This window comes from Vibrio minamisatsumaniensis, from assembly GCF_050337445.1.
GTDB lineage: Bacteria > Pseudomonadota > Gammaproteobacteria > Enterobacterales > Vibrionaceae > Vibrio > Vibrio artabrorum.
Map to the genome: position 1 here is coordinate 1 of NZ_JAKJSY010000017.1, position 15,989 is coordinate 15,989.

General features: G+C 42.0%; 13 protein-coding genes and 1 tRNA gene. 7 read left to right on the forward strand and 7 right to left on the reverse strand.

Annotation, left to right across the window (positions count from 1 at the left end):
- Positions 1 to 487: 487 nt before the first annotated feature.
- From L4B77_RS05045 to L4B77_RS05055, 3 genes are all read right to left on the reverse strand, one after another.
- Positions 488 to 1,318 carry a BsaWI family type II restriction enzyme gene (locus L4B77_RS05045; protein ID WP_102506520.1) on the reverse strand — a complete coding sequence of 277 codons (831 nt, stop codon included), beginning with the start codon at positions 1,316 to 1,318 and terminating at the stop codon, positions 488 to 490.
- Between the two features lie 6 nt (positions 1,319 to 1,324).
- Positions 1,325 to 2,497, reverse strand: coding sequence for a DNA cytosine methyltransferase (locus tag L4B77_RS05050; protein WP_429748892.1), 1,173 nt, complete (start codon positions 2,495 to 2,497; stop codon positions 1,325 to 1,327).
- Between the two features lie 117 nt (positions 2,498 to 2,614).
- Positions 2,615 to 2,699: transfer RNA gene (locus L4B77_RS05055), tRNA-Leu, on the reverse strand.
- Between the two features lie 339 nt (positions 2,700 to 3,038).
- Between L4B77_RS05055 and L4B77_RS05060 the strand changes: the two genes are divergently transcribed.
- Entirely contained in the window at positions 3,039 to 3,515 is a 477-nt protein-coding gene (locus tag L4B77_RS05060; RefSeq protein WP_429748894.1) for an RDD family protein, read from the forward strand.
- Between the two features lie 64 nt (positions 3,516 to 3,579).
- Here the strand turns inward: L4B77_RS05060 and lptG are convergent, their stop codons facing one another.
- Entirely contained in the window at positions 3,580 to 4,650 is a 1,071-nt protein-coding gene (gene lptG, locus L4B77_RS05065; RefSeq protein ID WP_372040570.1) for an LPS export ABC transporter permease LptG, read from the reverse strand.
- 3 nt (positions 4,651 to 4,653) lie between these two features.
- Positions 4,654 to 5,754 (reverse strand): LPS export ABC transporter permease LptF, encoded by a 1,101-nt coding sequence (gene lptF, locus L4B77_RS05070; protein WP_261838166.1) that lies wholly within the window; start codon positions 5,752 to 5,754, stop codon positions 4,654 to 4,656.
- A gap of 191 nt (positions 5,755 to 5,945) precedes the next feature.
- Between lptF and pepA the strand changes: the two genes are divergently transcribed.
- The 5 genes from pepA to L4B77_RS05095 all read left to right on the forward strand — a co-directional run bounded on the left by pepA (position 5,946) and on the right by L4B77_RS05095 (position 12,647).
- Positions 5,946 to 7,466, forward strand: coding sequence for a leucyl aminopeptidase (pepA, locus tag L4B77_RS05075; protein WP_261838167.1), 1,521 nt, complete (start codon positions 5,946 to 5,948; stop codon positions 7,464 to 7,466).
- 84 nt (positions 7,467 to 7,550) lie between these two features.
- A complete protein-coding gene (locus L4B77_RS05080) occupies positions 7,551 to 8,000 on the forward strand; it encodes a DNA polymerase III subunit chi (protein ID WP_429748897.1) in 450 nt (149 codons plus the stop codon).
- A gap of 102 nt (positions 8,001 to 8,102) precedes the next feature.
- Positions 8,103 to 10,976 (forward strand): valine--tRNA ligase, encoded by a 2,874-nt coding sequence (locus L4B77_RS05085; protein WP_429748900.1) that lies wholly within the window; start codon positions 8,103 to 8,105, stop codon positions 10,974 to 10,976.
- A gap of 227 nt (positions 10,977 to 11,203) precedes the next feature.
- Positions 11,204 to 11,608 (forward strand): DUF2061 domain-containing protein, encoded by a 405-nt coding sequence (locus L4B77_RS05090; protein WP_372040574.1) that lies wholly within the window; start codon positions 11,204 to 11,206, stop codon positions 11,606 to 11,608.
- A 133-nt stretch (positions 11,609 to 11,741) separates the two neighbouring features.
- A complete protein-coding gene (locus L4B77_RS05095; protein WP_261838171.1) occupies positions 11,742 to 12,647 on the forward strand; it encodes a bifunctional helix-turn-helix transcriptional regulator/GNAT family N-acetyltransferase in 906 nt (301 codons plus the stop codon).
- A 61-nt stretch (positions 12,648 to 12,708) separates the two neighbouring features.
- On the opposite strand, the gene L4B77_RS05100 is transcribed toward L4B77_RS05095, so the two are convergent.
- Positions 12,709 to 13,506: a glycosyl hydrolase 2 galactose-binding domain-containing protein gene (locus tag L4B77_RS05100; protein ID WP_429748903.1), complete on the reverse strand. Its 798-nt coding sequence runs from the start codon at positions 13,504 to 13,506 to the stop codon at positions 12,709 to 12,711.
- Positions 13,507 to 13,632: 126 nt separating this feature from the next.
- A complete protein-coding gene (gene rraB / locus L4B77_RS05105; protein WP_261838173.1) occupies positions 13,633 to 14,049 on the reverse strand; it encodes a ribonuclease E inhibitor RraB in 417 nt (138 codons plus the stop codon).
- A 576-nt stretch (positions 14,050 to 14,625) separates the two neighbouring features.
- Here rraB and arcA point away from each other — a divergent pair.
- On the forward strand, positions 14,626 to 15,846 hold the full coding sequence (arcA, locus tag L4B77_RS05110; RefSeq protein ID WP_429748906.1) for an arginine deiminase: 1,221 nt from the start codon (positions 14,626 to 14,628) through the stop codon (positions 15,844 to 15,846).
- Positions 15,847 to 15,989 lie beyond the last annotated feature (143 nt).

Sequence of the window (15,989 nt, forward strand, 5' to 3'; positions counted from 1 at the left end):
ATAATATACTTACTTTACAAATTGTAATTTTGATGTTATATAATTAATATTCTTCTTGGCGGAAGTTTAATTTTAAAAAGTCGCAAATCATTATGCGGCTTTTTTTGTATCTGTAATATATCAAATCACAATTGAAAGCTTTGTCAAATTGTAACAAAATGCAGGGGACTAATGTGTCAAAATGCAGGGGACTAATGTATCAAAGTGCAGGTGGCAAATGTTTCAAAGTGTAGTCCTAATAATATATATACAAAACTAATTTAAATTTTTTAATATAGATTCTTTTTATATATGTAAATTTATAGCTTCAATTTTTTATTTTTATCGGCCTCAGGCCAAAGCATAAAAAACTTGCTGATTTTCCGAAGGAGCTTGCGAATGAGGATATAAAAACCATTTTAAGCCAATCAAATAAAAAGCCTATCCAAATGGATAGGCTCGTAATAATTTAAGTCAAAACCTGTATTATCGCTATATAATTAATGCACTACGGCTTCCAATCAGAATTAATCCATTGTCGTTGTGTTAACCAACTTTTAGATCCTTTAACCATATCATTGGTAAATGTTTCCATATCTAAATTAATAATTTTAATTCGGTCATCGGCAATATTTTCATTTGTTAAAACATAAACTGAGTGCCAGCCATTTGTTGGGAACTCTTGACTTCCACCATTAACCATATGATTAAATTTAGGTAACTTTAGAAATTCACCATCCAATACTAGAGCTATTGAAACAAAGAAAGCATTCATAGCATTCATTGAAGGTTCTCTATCCCTTGTGACTCGATCTCTTACTGAAGTTTTAGATTGAATACAACCATAAACATAGCGTTTTTCATCTTGAATAACCGAAATATACAGATCAAATATACTTGTTTTAACTTGTTCTTTTAACCAAGAAATATCTCTTACTTCATTAGATATCTCATTGGCTTTAAGAAGAGTATTCAGATCTTTCTGAAGTAATATCTCTATATTATGTTCTTTTAAATATAGATTACCTAATTCCTTTATCATTTCTTCAAATGCGTGACCACTTGATTTTTTCCAACTATTATCTGCTGATATAACAAGGTTAATAACGTCAGGATCGTTAATACCTGAAAAATTGTTAACGTGAGCGATGTATATAACCTTCCAAATGTCTTTAGGTTCAACATTCGGATACTTATTCATAGCTGACAATGAGGTTTCTAAAATGGAGCGTTTCTGTGCTTCTCTTCGCTTATCATCATTTTTTTTCTTCTCACTCTCATCATAAAATTTAATGAAGTTATTTTTATACTCTTGTATACTGTAATCTTTATAATCCATATAAACCTACCAACCTAATATATCTATAATTGTTCTACCCCAGTTATACGATAATATAGGAGGAACTGCATCACCAATTTGTTCGTATTTATCTTGGGTTTCATACATATGTGGACATATATAAGGTCCACCAAAAAAATCATAATGATCAGGAAAACTTTGTAACCTTGCTACTTCTCGCACTGTTAATGCCCGATCTAAATGCGGGTGTATTAACTCATCAAGGCAATGTGAAGTAACGGTCTTAGATGGCTTATTTGGCGTTAACCTCATATTTCTTTGTATAAACCATTTTTTAGGCAATATTTTCCTTTCTTGTAAGTCTCGTAATTCTTCATCCGTATGCTTAGTAAAAGCATCCTTTAAATTCTCACCATGATTTATTAATTTAAATCTTTCCAGTGTGTTTTCTCTATGGTTAGGTGCTTTATGATATGTTAAATTTTCATTTGAAACATTTTTTGCTTTCCAAAATTTAGTATCTCTCAACAAGTCAACATATGGAGAAGATTCATTATGATTATAACCAGAATGTTCCTCCTGACAGTTCGCACCAATTATTGGTAATTTAGAAAATGCCTCATCAACTGTAACTATATTTTCATGAGTAGACACGGGGACTTTTAATTGCAACTTCTCATCGTTTGTTGCAATTAGAAAGTAACGTTTTCTTGTTTGAGGTATGCCAAAATCTGTTGAATCTAATACTGTGTCAATAAAATGCGTATAGCCAATTTCCGCAAGATCATCGTGAATATCATCAATAATTAACCTATCCGATCCCTTGACTACTTTTTTAGACAAAATACCCGTGACATTTTCAAATAAAATTAATTTGGGTTTTAATAATACAGCTAATCTTAAGGTTTCAAAATAAAGTTGCTGTCGATGATCGTAAGAACTTCTAGACTTAGAACCTGCTGTGCTAAAAGTTTCACAAGGCATACCTGACGTTATCAAGTCGATACTCTGCCCATTTAAAAAGTCAAAGTCACTGGCAGTAACTTCTCTAATATCTTTGTTTATAACCTTAACTTCAGGGTGATTTGCTCTATAAGTATCAACACAGCTTTCTACTTTTTCAACCGCAGCAAGCGTTTGAAAACCAGCCGCTTTAAGTCCAGTACAAAAGCCTCCCGGACCAGAGAAAAAATCAATATGTGTTAACTTATTGTTCACTTTACTACTTCTCACTTCAAGCAACTCTTTCAATAGTTTTTATGATAGAAGAGTATACAATTTTATGAATCACAGATACAAAAAAAGCCGTTCCGAAGAACAGCTTTTCTTTAAATTTGGTACAGGTGGTGGGACTTGAACCCACACATCTTTCGATATTGGATTTTGAATCCAACGTGTCTACCGATTCCACCACACCTGCATTATTTTTTATACAACTCTATACAACTTTTTGAAAGAGTGTAAAAGAGCTTTAAGCCCTTGTATCTCCAGCATATTAATTGATTTTAGACGTAGAGACAAGCAATTTTGAATCCGTCGTGTATACCAATTTCACCATACCGGCATTATCTTGGGGCTTTGCCCTTTCGATGTTTGGCATTATACGTATGCGAACTGATGTGGCAAGTATAAAAACTTGAATTCATGTGTGTTTGCCGATAATTTCGCCACTAAGTGATAAGCTGTGCGTTATGTCTCTTTTCACGCCAAGCCTTAGACTATATTCTGACGCCTAAATTTTTGAAGAAGTAATAACACCATGACATCAACAAACACAATGCCACCCGCAGGAGTCATGCGCCGATTTGGTGCTTTGTTCTATGACGCCCTTATCGTAATCGCTATTGAGATGTTGGCGGCTGGCTTTATTGTCGCTCTATTACACGCTCTCATGGCTCTTGGCATTTTTAACCATAGTGGTTATGTCGATGTCAGTGACTTCTTAACCAACCACCCGATTTGGAGCCCTGCTTACACCTTTTATTTAGTGGTCGTTTGGATGTCTTTCTTTGTTTTCTTTTGGACAAGAGCTGGCCAAACACTTGGAATGAGAGCTTGGAAGCTTCGCGTTCAAAATAAAGATGGCTCCGCGATTACCGTAACCCAAGCGCTGATTCGTTTAGGAACCTCAGGATTTGGACTGGCAAACTTATGTGTACCATTCGACCCTCAAAAACGTGGCTTCCACGATATCTGGGCGAAAACGGAAGTGGTCGTATTAGCTCAACCTCACTAGTTCGATGCAAGCAAATAATTAATAAGATCAAAAAAGGAAGGTGTTATGCCTTCCTTTTTTCTATTTACAGTTTGCGTCTCAACAATAGGACCGCAATTCCGAGGAACACCACACTCGGGGCGAGCGCGCCAAAGGCTGGAGGTATCTGATAAACCAAACTGACGGGACCGAAAAACTCACTGGATATATAGAAGGTAAAACCTGCAATAACACCAGACAAAATCCTAGCCCCCATCGTCACACTACGCAAAGGCCCAAAGATAAACGACAATGCCATCAACATCATGACCGCTATCGAGATCGGTTGAGTTATTTTTCGCCATAACGCCAATTCATAACGCGAAGCGTCTTGCTCTGACGCTTTCAGGTAAGAAACATAATCATACAACCCACTTAACGACAGCTCTTCTGGTTTAACAGTCACTATCGCTAACTTATCTGGAGCCAGTGACGTTTCCCAAGTGTAAGTCGGTAGACTCTCTTTAGTAATTTGAATTTCATTTTCGAACGACGTGATTTCGACCTCCTTCATCGTCCAAACGTTATCTCCAACATAGTCGACTTCTTTTGAATATATTGCCTTCTTCAATACCTTATTTTCATCAAAGCGCCACATGTTTAGACCATATAGTTTTTCATTGTCAATTTTGACAATGAATATAAAGTCATTGGCATCACGTGCCCATACCCCACTTTGGGTAGAGATAATATTACCACCAGCAATCGATATGGTTCTTAAATCACGAGCCATTTTTTGTGCTTGAGGAGCCCCCCACTGACCAAGCAGTGTTACAACTATCATTAGTGGTATCGCGGTTTTGAGAACCGATAGACCAATATCTAACTTAGAAAAACCCGCCGCCTGCATGACCACGAGTTCAGAACTCGCTGCTAGCATACCTAGCCCAATCAGAGCACCAAGCAGGGCCGCCATTGGAAAAAACATTTCGATATCACGAGGGACACTCAATAGAACGAAATACAGCGCTTGTAATAGATCATAGGTACCACGACCAACCTTTCTCAGCTGTTCTACATACTTGATGATCCCAGAGAGGCCAACAAACGTCACCAATACTAATGACGTCGTTGCGATGATGGTTCTGCCTATATATAAATCGAGAATCTTAAACACGGCTTAAGCCAACCTCTTATTCTTAAATTTTTCTTTCAAATTTCTGACCGGCAAGCTATCCATAAAATTGGCACCAATCGCGACACATAATAATAACGCATTGATTGGCCACATGCCGACGACCGCCGGGATACTCCCCTCCTCGATCGCAGATTTGGTTGCACTAATGGCTAAGAAGTAAGTCAGATAAATCAGTATTGCTGGGCCGATTTTTGCGAAACGACCTTGTCGAGGGTTCACTGCTGACAAGGGTACAACGAGCATGGTTAACAATGGAATACAAAGTACTAAGGACATACGCCACTGCAACTCAGCTTTCGCCCTATTATCAGGGTTACCAATAAGGTCTAGGGTTGGAATCGCTTCCCAGTCTCGACCTTTTTTCTCAACTTCGCGTTGCCCTATCAGACCTTCGTATTCTTTAAAATGCGTCACCATATAATCTAAACGAGTAGGGACACCCTCATGGCGAATCCCATCGTACATAACAATCACTTGTCGGCCATCACTGAGTTCTTTTACGTCTCCCGACTGAGAAAACATTACACTAGGAAGTACCGATCCTCTAGGGCGCATTTGAGCAACAAATACATTTTCTAACTTATTGCCGTCAATATCATCAATGAAGACCACAGAGGAACCATCGGGAGTACCTTCGAACTTCCCCTTAGGCAGCAAGTCAACACTGTTCTGTGCAGCCACCTCCTCGTACATTTGCTCAACTTTATCCTGTGACCAGGGAGATAACCAAAATGAGTTAAATGCAGCAATCGATGCGGTAATCAAAGCCAAGTAAAGCGCAGATTGGATCAGGAATTTATTACCAATACCTGTCGCGTTCATTACCACTATTTCACTTTCGGCATAAAGGCGCCCAAAAGTCAGCAAAATACCAATATAGATACTGAGAGGAAGCATCAATAAACCCATTGCTGGCATATTAAGACCAACAATCGATAATATGAGACGCGCCGGAATATCACCATCAGACGCATCCGCTAAAACACTGATGAATTTTTGGCTGAGAAACACGAGAAAAAGAACAAAAAAGATCGCAAATTGGCTCTTGATTGTCTCTCGGATCAAATATCTAACAATAATCACACTCAAATTACCTATACAAAACTTGTTTTTTTGATTGAATCACTATAATTTCCCGTTGAACCTTTTATTTTTTTAATTTCTAGCTAAGTGTTAGCGCTCTTCATTAAGGTTAGTTCCATTATAGGATCCAACAAGTAAGAGTCTATTATCTAACATTTAGTTTGATTTGTCTTCAGGATGTAGGAGTACGCATGGAGTTCAGTGTAAAAAGTGGCAGCCCAGAGAAGCAGCGCAGCGCATGTATCGTTGTTGGTGTGTTCGAACCGCGCCGCCTTTCTCCAGTAGCCGAGCAATTAGATAAGATTAGCGATGGCTACATTAGCTCACTGCTTCGTCGCGGTGATCTAGAGGGTAAACCTGGCCAGATGCTACTACTGCATCAAGTACCGGGTGTACTTTCAGAACGAGTTTTACTGGTTGGTTGTGGTAAAGAACGTGAGCTCGGTGAACGTCAATACAAAGAAATCATCCAAAAAACCATCAGCACACTCAACGAAACAGGTTCTATGGAAGCGGTATGTTTCCTGACTGAACTGCACGTTAAAGGTCGCGACACTTATTGGAAAGTTCGTCAAGCCGTTGAAGCAACGAAAGATGGTCTTTACACATTCGACCAATTCAAGAGCAATAAACCAGAGACTCGTCGTCCACTGCGTAAATTGGTATTCAACGTACCGACGCGTCGTGAATTGAGCCTGGGTGAGAAAGCGATTTCTCACGGCCTCGCGATTGCTTCCGGTGTCAAAGCGTCTAAAGACTTAGGCAATATGCCACCGAACATCGCAAACCCGGCTTACCTTGCATCTCAAGCTCGTCGTTTAGCCGACGATTACGAGACAGTGAAGACTAAGATCATTGGCGAAGAAGAGATGGAAAAACTGGGTATGACATCATACCTAGCGGTTGGCCGTGGCTCGAAGAACGAATCTATGATGTCTATCATGGAATACAAAGGTGCTGCTGACCCAGATGCAAAACCTATCGTCCTCGTCGGTAAAGGTCTGACTTTTGATTCAGGCGGTATCTCACTCAAGCCAGGAGAAGGCATGGATGAGATGAAGTACGACATGTGTGGTGCTGCGTCTGTATTTGGTACAATGAAAGCATTGGCAAAACTTAACTTGCCGATCAACGTTGTCGGTGTTTTAGCCGGTTGTGAAAACATGCCAGGTAGCAACGCCTATCGTCCGGGTGATATCCTAACGACAATGTCAGGTCAAACGGTTGAAGTACTCAATACTGATGCTGAAGGTCGCTTAGTTCTGTGTGATGCTCTAACGTACGTCGAGCGTTTTGAACCAGATTGTGTTGTCGACGTTGCAACACTAACTGGCGCGTGTGTTATTGCTCTAGGTCACCACATCAGTGGCGTTCTATCAAACCACAACCCACTTTCTCATGAACTGGTTAATGCTTCAGAGCAAGCAAGCGACCGCGCATGGCGTCTACCTATGGCAGACGAGTACCATGAGCAACTGAACAGCCCATTTGCTGATATGGCAAACATCGGCGGCCGTCCTGGCGGTACGATTACTGCGGGTTGTTTCCTGTCTAAATTCACTAAAAAGTACCATTGGGCACATATAGATAGTGCAGGTACGGCGTGGAAATCAGGCGCTGCAAAAGGCTCGACAGGTCGCCCTGTCTCAATGCTAGTCCAATTCTTATTGAACCGCAGCGGCCAAGAAACTGAAGAGCAATCTTCAAAATAATGAGAAGGGCCTACGGGCCCTTTTTTCATAACCACTATTGCTGAGTAAGATTGGTATCCACGATTTTCAGTTAGAGTATTCAAGATGCAGACTGCCACGTTTTACATAGTGTCTTCAGACAGCCCACAAGCAAGTGAAGCCGGTCTCGCTCACTATGTACTGTTTCTTGCGCAGCACTTTGCAAAACAAGGCGCTAAACTTTACCTCAACTGTAACGATCAAGCTCATGCTGAGCGTATCGCTGAAGTTTTTTGGCAGGCAGAGCCTAATGAATTCATCGCGCATAACTTAGTTGGCGAAGGCCCAAAGTATTCAACAAATATTGAGATAGGCCATCAAGGTGTCAAACCAAATTGGAACCGCCAATTGGTAATAAATCTGGCCGATAATCATACAACCTTTGCGAACGCCTTTGCTCAGGTGATAGACTTCGTCCCTTACGAAGAAAAACCTAAGCAACTCGCTCGAGAAAGGTATAAAATTTACCGTCAGGCTGGATATCAGCTACAAACTATCGAGATTCAACATCCATAGTCAAACCTCATAGTTAAAGCTATCTTTGGATTTAGATTCAAGAAGCTTCACTTATGAAGTTTGACCACGATTAACCATTCACAGTATCCGTTTAAGAGCACTATGGAAAAGACATACAACCCAACATCAATCGAACAAGCTCTGTATAAGACTTGGGAAGAGAAAGGCTACTTTAAGCCACACGGTGACACATCAAAAGAAGCTTACAGCATCATGATCCCGCCACCGAACGTCACTGGTAGCCTACACATGGGTCACGCGTTCCAAGATACGATCATGGATACGCTTATCCGTGCTCAACGTATGAAAGGTAAAAATACGCTTTGGCAAGTCGGTACTGATCACGCTGGTATCGCCACTCAAATGGTGGTTGAGCGTAAGATCGCCGCTGAAGAAGGCAAAACTAAGCACGACTACGGCCGTGAAGCTTTCATCGACAAGATCTGGGAATGGAAGAACGAGTCTGGTGGCACTATCACTCAACAGCTTCGTCGCCTTGGGGCATCGGTAGACTGGGACCGTGAACGCTTCACGATGGATGATGGCCTATCTAATGCCGTTCAAGAGGTGTTTGTTCGTCTATACGAAGATGACCTCATCTACCGCGGTAAACGTCTAGTTAACTGGGATCCAAAACTGCACACGGCGATTTCAGATCTTGAAGTTGAAAACAAAGACAAAAAAGGTTTCATGTGGCACTTCCGCTACCCGCTAGCAAATGGTGTGAAAACCGCTGAAGGTAAAGACTACATCGTTGTGGCGACGACACGTCCTGAAACCATGCTGGGTGATACCGGTGTTGCGGTAAACCCAGAAGATCCTCGTTATAAAGATCTTATTGGTAAAGAGATCCTATTACCTATCGTGAACCGCCTAATTCCTATCGTAGGCGATGAGCACGCTGATATGGAGAAAGGTACGGGTTGTGTGAAGATCACACCGGCTCACGACTTTAACGACTACGAAGTTGGTAAACGTAATAACCTACCAATGATCAACATCCTAACGTTCAACGCTGATATCCGTGATGCAGCCGAAGTCTTCACCACCAACGGCGAAGAAAGCGACGTTTACTCAACAGATATCCCTGCTAAGTATCAAGGCATGGAGCGTTTTGCTGCGCGTAAGGCTATCGTTGCTGAATTCGACGAGCTTGGTCTTCTTGAGGAGATTAAAGATCACGACTTAACAGTACCATACGGCGACCGTGGCGGCGTGGTTATCGAACCCATGCTAACTGATCAATGGTACGTACGCGCTGCACCTCTTGCAGAACCAGCGGTGAAAGCAGTTGAAGATGGCGACATTCAGTTTGTTCCTAAGCAGTACGAAAACATGTACTTCTCTTGGATGCGTGACATTCAAGACTGGTGTATCTCACGTCAACTGTGGTGGGGTCACCGTATCCCAGCATGGTACGACAACGATGGCAACGTGTACGTAGGCCGTACTGAAGAAGAAGTACGTGCTAACAACAACCTTGCTCCAGTAATCGTTCTACGCCAAGACAACGACGTGTTAGACACATGGTTCTCTTCGGCACTCTGGACTTTCGGTACACAAGGCTGGCCTGAGCAAACTGAAGATCTGAAGACATTCCACCCTTCAGACGTTCTAGTCACAGGTTTCGACATCATCTTCTTCTGGGTTGCACGTATGATCATGATGACCATGCACTTCAACAAAGATGAAAATGGTAAAGCACAAGTCCCATTCAAGACAGTTTACGTAACGGGCCTAATCCGTGACGAAAACGGCGACAAGATGTCTAAGTCTAAAGGTAACGTGCTTGACCCTATCGACATGATCGATGGTATCGACCTTGAGTCTCTAGTTGAAAAACGTTGTGGCAACATGATGCAGCCTCAGCTTGCGAAGAAGATCGAGAAAAACACACGTAAGACTTTCGAAAATGGTATCGAACCCTACGGTACTGATGCACTGCGTTTCACACTTGCCGCTATGGCTTCAACTGGCCGTGACATCAACTGGGATATGAAGCGTCTTGAAGGTTACCGTAACTTCTGTAACAAGCTATGGAACGCAAGCCGTTACGTACTGATGAACACAGAAGAGCACGATTGTGGCATGTCACTGTCTGCTGAAGACCGTGCAAACATGGAATTCTCTCTAGCAGATAAGTGGATTGAATCTCAGTTTGAACTCGCAGCGAAAGAGTTTAACGCCCACCTAGACAACTACCGTCTAGACATGGCGGCAAACACGCTTTACGAATTCATCTGGAACCAATTCTGTGATTGGTACCTAGAGCTAACTAAGCCTGTTCTTTGGAAAGGTACTGAAGCTCAGCAACAAGCGACACGTTACACATTGATCACGGTTCTTGAGAAGACACTGCGTCTTGCTCACCCAGTGCTGCCTTACATCACTGAATCTATCTGGCAGAGCGTTAAGCCACTCGTCGACGGTGTTGAAGGTGAGACGATCATGACTCAAGCGCTTCCTCAGTTTAACGAAGCTAACTTCAATGCTGAGATCGTAGAAGACATCGAATGGGTGAAGACTTTCATTACTGCTATCCGTAACCTACGTGCGGAATACGACATTGCACCAAGCAAAGGTCTAGAAGTCATGATCAAGGTTACTAATGAGAAAGACGCTACGCGTATCGAAGCAAACAAGATCGTTTTGACTTCGCTAGCGAAACTAGATGATATTAACGTTCTCGCTGATGGTAAAGAGACTCCACTTTGTGCAACTAAACTGGTTGGCAAATCTGAGCTGATGATCCCAATGGCGGGTCTTATCGACAAAGATGCTGAACTTGCTCGTCTAGATAAAGAAGTCGCTAAAATCCAAGGCGAAATCAAACGTATCGAAGGTAAGCTAGCTAACGAAGGTTTCGTAGCTAAAGCCCCTGAAGTTGTTATCGCCAAAGAGCGTGAAAAGCTTGAAGGCTACCAAGAGACTCTTGTGAAGCTTGAAGAGCAAAAAGCGACCATCGCTGCGCTTTAAAGCTGATGGAATGAGAAGGCTTCGAACTTCTTGCTCTCACTAGAAAGGTTGGTCCTCGTGACCAACCTTTTTTTATACCTCTGATTCCAATATTCCAATGCTTCTCACTCTAGCCTCACTTATTGATAGGTTTCATCTATCAAATTAATCTCCACTTCCCATTACACTTAATGATAATAATTCTCAATAATAGAACTATCAAAACAACACAAGCTCGAGTCATTATCATGAAAAAGACACTCACCTTTGCTGCATTACATTTTACTATCGCATTTAGTGTCGCTTATCTACTAACCGGCGACATCTTAATTGGTAGCTTAATCGCGATGATTGAGCCCTCTGTGAATACTGTTGCCTTCTATTTTCATGAAAAGGCGTGGGCTCAAGTTCCGGCTCTTAAAGCTCGTCAGTGGATGACCAAATTAAAAACAGCAAGCTTTGCTAGCATCCACTTTAGTGTTGCCTTTACCGTTGTCTACTTGTTGACTGGGGATGCCTTTATCGGCGGTGTAATGGCTTTGCTCGAACCCAGTTTGAATACCATTGCATACTACTTCCACGAAAAAATTTGGTTAAAAAGAGCAGAAAGCCCGAATGCACCACCTCAGTTTTGTGGACACCAACATGCGTAATCTCAAGCGCGCTGAGCCATCAAGGTAAACCGCATCGAATAACAAAATTCAGCTAACTATTGACAAAGTTGCGCAGCGCAATTAAATTAATTGCGGTACGCAACTTTATTTCTTAATCCAAAGGTAGGTAGTTATGAATTCTCAACAGTTAAGAGACTATTCTCGTCAAACGGTTCGTTTACTTGGCATGCTTGATAAGCAGTGTGGTGATGTCGACCTCACTCCAGTTCAGGCTCATGCTCTTGGTGAGATCCAGTTGCAGCCAGTCACCATCAACCAATTGGCGCAGCAACTCAACGTCGATAAATCGAATGCAAGCCGCACTATCACAGGGCTAATCAAACTTGGCTTAGTTGAAAGCCTAGAGAATCCAACCGACAAACGTAGCCAATTAATCGCTCTGACCACTCAAGGTGTGGATGCGTTATCTCAACTCGACCAACAGCAAAGCCTTTTCTTTGAAAAAGTACTGTCGACTCTGAATGACAGCGAACAACAACGACTGAAACAAGGGCTCGAGAGTTACTTAAAAGGGCTAACGAAAGTATGCCAAGCCGATGAGTTTGTATTACGCCCACTCACCGAGTCAGATAACCAACAATTAGCAGAAGTCATTCGCCAAGTTTCAGCAGAACATGGCTTAACTGAAGATAAAGGTTATGGCGTGGCCGATCCAACCCTCGATGATATGTACTCTGTCTATAGCCAAGCGAATGCTATGTACTGGGTTATCGAACACAATGGAAAAATCGTCGGAGGAGGTGGCTTTGCCCCTTTAGCTGGGAAACCTAATGTATGTGAGCTACAAAAAATGTACTTCTTACCGCAAACTCGCGGGCATGGCCTAGCTAAGCGAATTGTAGGTTTGAGCTTAAAGCAAGCGAAACAACTTGGGTATCAACACATGTATTTAGAAACAACAGAGTGCTTAGGTGCTGCGGTCAAACTCTATGAAAAGCTAGGATTTGAGCACCTTGAGTCAGCTTGGGGTGATACAGGCCACGACGCTTGTGAGGTTGTCATGGCCAAAACGCTATAATGTGTCTTAAAATTGGGGTTAGCGTTGGGGTTAATTAATTGAAAAACCTATTGAAAACAAGCTAACAACGTAAAAAATTGCTGACGCAAGAAGCAGGGTTCAAGGCAACAAAGGAACTCTCTTCTTGTCCATCAAGTACCACTTCTAACGAATATAAATGTGTAGGGTTAGGATTCTCAATATCAAAAAGGATCGGCGCCTCAACCTGGAACACAACACCGGTATGGTCTGCGCGCACATCTATCGGCATCACTAATGTCATGCCATTAAACTTGATAGAGGCAGACACCAGTCCCGGCTTTAGTGTCTGATAAATAACATCCACTTTAAACTCACACCCCCCACCGTGGTGCCAGATTTGCTCTGTGACAACTTGCTCTAGCTTGACGTTTCGAACGAACTGCAAATATGGCACTTGCCAGATCCCGATACGAGAATCAGATTTAGCGACCGCCGATGAAGAGACTGACTTATCTATATCCTCTTCAAGCAATAGGCTCTCCTCCTCTTCAAGGAAAAGGATTTCAAAACGGTTACGGCCTAGCTGCATGTAAGGTCGAATATCTTTACAGTATTTAGCTTGGCTACCATCACAATCAAATACAGCGACACCATTGAGTCGCACTTCAGCAAAATAATCAATGCCAGCCATCACTAACTCAACAAACGGACACGCCAACATCGCATCATCCACTTCGATATCATGCATCAGATGCCACTCTTGCTCTGCAATCTCACTTTCACTCAAGTTATCAGGAAGCTTGGAACTTAACGGAGCCGGAAAGGTAATATCATCTTGTGGAATAGAGAGATCCGTCAATGGCGATATTTGCCAAAGACCATCGAGAGGTAATCGCATAGCATTCCTTGAGCTAGATCAATTTTGAACGCATTATAATGAATGAATGCCGATAAAGACATTCATTTTTCTGAGGATAAAAAAAATGCCAGCTCATGGCCGGCATTCTTAAAAACAGGGAAGAAATTACTCTTCGTCTTCATCATCTTCGTCTGGGTAGATAGCATCTTCACCTTCGTAGTAAGTGCCCCATCCGTCATAGATAATGTCAAACTTCTCAGCAAGATTGACAAGCTTCTCAACTTGCTCATCAATCACTTCGGCATTCAGAGTACATTGCATCGTTGCATCACAGCAAAGTAGCTTGTTGCCATCTTCGTCTTCTGTCTCTTCAGCTTCAAGCACTTCAAAACCCATTTTGAAGGCTTCAACAACAGCTTTCTCAAGTACTGAGAAATCTTCAGCAAATAGATGATGCTCGATATCGTATAGAGCTTCAGGATCGCTACCATCTTCAATGAGTGCTTCAATGATGTCGCGAGTCTCTCCTTTTTGAAATTCAATTAATTCCGCTACTGATAGATATTCATCTTCGTGAGACATGTGTCTGCTCCAGAGTGTTGACTATGAAAAGATCAAATTTGATTGCCACGAAATATGGCATGGATCGCTCAAAAAAGCCACCCAGAACAGCCCTTGAAAGGTAAGTTTATCGCGGGATAACAGGCGTATTATCAATTAAAAAGTGAAATCAAAATCACAGAAACAAATCTTCAACATTTTATTAACCAAGGCGTGTTTTAGCATTTCGTTTTTATTGCCACTTGAAGACTTATTGAATAAAACTTGCGTGATTAGTCAAGTTAGATGCATATGCTCAATCGGTTTGGGGGTGCATAAATGCTCAGGTTACTATCGGAAAATGCATAATAGCGCATAATAAGTCACGATTAATAAGCAAAATCCAATTCTACCGCCCCTTAGGTTGGGCATAGATAGTCAAAAATTCAGTTCCATTCGCAATGACCATAATTGGAGTTTGCTATCTAAATTTTCGAAAAATACAGTATTTATCACCAAAAAAAGGAGAAACACCTTGTATTAACTCAAGCCGAGAAACTTGCATATTACCAACAAGCTTGTCATAAATAGACGCTGGATTAATAGTAAGGATGCAAAATGAGTAAGCTGTACGTTGGCTCCGAAGTCGGTCAATTAAGACGAGTTCTCCTAAATCGACCTGAAAGGGCACTCACCCACCTCACCCCTTCTAACTGTCATGAGCTGCTTTTTGATGATGTACTTGCAGTAGAAGCGGCAGGTGAAGAACACGATGCCTTTGCAACAACACTTCGTAATCAAGATGTTGAAGTGTTGCTACTGCATGACCTACTGGTTGAGACGCTCACTGTTGCTCAAGCTCGTGAGTGGCTGCTTAATACTCAAATCTCAGATTTCCGTTACGGTCCTACATTTGCTCGTGATTTAAAAGCGTACCTTGCTCAAATGGACAATGAGCACTTGGCCACGATCCTACTTGGTGGTTTAGCTTATTCAGAGCTTCCGATTAAATCTTCTTCAATGCTACCGAAAATGCACCGCCCGCTCGATTTCGTTATTGAGCCGCTCCCCAACCATCTATTTACCCGTGATACGTCTTGCTGGGTTTATGGCGGTGTCTCTCTAAACCCTATGATGATGCCAGCTCGTCAACGAGAAACGAATCACTTGCGAGCAATATACCGCTGGCACCCTGTATTCGCAGGTCAAGATTTCATTAAGTATTTTGGTGATGAAGATCTTCACTATGACAATGCAAACATTGAAGGTGGTGATGTACTGGTTATCGGTAAAGGTGCCGTTCTTATCGGTATTTCAGAACGAACGAAACCACAAGGGGTCGAAAATCTAGCGGCCAGTTTATTCAAATCCGGTCAAGCGAAAGAAGTGATTGCAATAGATTTACCCAAGCATCGCTCTTGTATGCACCTTGATACAGTGATGACGCACATGGATATCGACACTTTCTCTGTCTATCCAGAAATCGTTCGTAAAGATCTCGACACGTGGCGCTTAACGCCGCAAGAAAAGGGTGAAATGCGAGTTGAAAAAGCCGACAACTACCTATCCGCGATTGAAGGCGCTCTTGGGCTCGATCAACTGACGATCATTACGACCGGTGGTGATAATTACGAAGCTGAACGCGAACAGTGGAATGACGCTAACAACGTACTGACCGTGAAACCCGGTACCGTAATCAGTTATGAGCGCAATGTTTATACCAATGAAAAATATGACAAAGCGGGTATCGAAGTTCTGACGATTCCAGGTAACGAACTCGGCCGTGGTCGTGGTGGCGCTCGCTGTATGAGCTGCCCTATCGAAAGAGACGGTATCTAAGTCAAAGAGCTCAGTTAGACAGACGCAAAAACTCATCTAAGCCAGTACCATCATACTGGCCTTTTATATCAAACCAATAAAATAAGTATTCACAAATACAGCATTTTTATGTTTAACTAAGTTCTTCTTTGATTCTATATACG

Excerpts from the sequence above, each read along its gene's own strand:
- L4B77_RS05045 (WP_102506520.1), bottom strand. The coding sequence starts at position 1,318 with ATGGATTATAAAGATTACAGTATACAAGAGTATAAAAATAACTTCATT.
- L4B77_RS05060 (WP_429748894.1), top strand. The coding sequence starts at position 3,039 with ATGACATCAACAAACACAATGCCACCCGCAGGAGTCATGCGCCGATTT.
- pepA (WP_261838167.1), top strand. The coding sequence starts at position 5,946 with ATGGAGTTCAGTGTAAAAAGTGGCAGCCCAGAGAAGCAGCGCAGCGCA.
- L4B77_RS05080 (WP_429748897.1), top strand. The coding sequence starts at position 7,551 with ATGCAGACTGCCACGTTTTACATAGTGTCTTCAGACAGCCCACAAGCA.
- L4B77_RS05085 (WP_429748900.1), top strand. The coding sequence starts at position 8,103 with ATGGAAAAGACATACAACCCAACATCAATCGAACAAGCTCTGTATAAG.
- L4B77_RS05090 (WP_372040574.1), top strand. The coding sequence starts at position 11,204 with ATGAAAAAGACACTCACCTTTGCTGCATTACATTTTACTATCGCATTT.
- L4B77_RS05095 (WP_261838171.1), top strand. The coding sequence starts at position 11,742 with ATGAATTCTCAACAGTTAAGAGACTATTCTCGTCAAACGGTTCGTTTA.
- L4B77_RS05100 (WP_429748903.1), bottom strand. The coding sequence starts at position 13,506 with ATGCGATTACCTCTCGATGGTCTTTGGCAAATATCGCCATTGACGGAT.
- rraB (WP_261838173.1), bottom strand. The coding sequence starts at position 14,049 with ATGTCTCACGAAGATGAATATCTATCAGTAGCGGAATTAATTGAATTT.
- arcA (WP_429748906.1), top strand. The coding sequence starts at position 14,626 with ATGAGTAAGCTGTACGTTGGCTCCGAAGTCGGTCAATTAAGACGAGTT.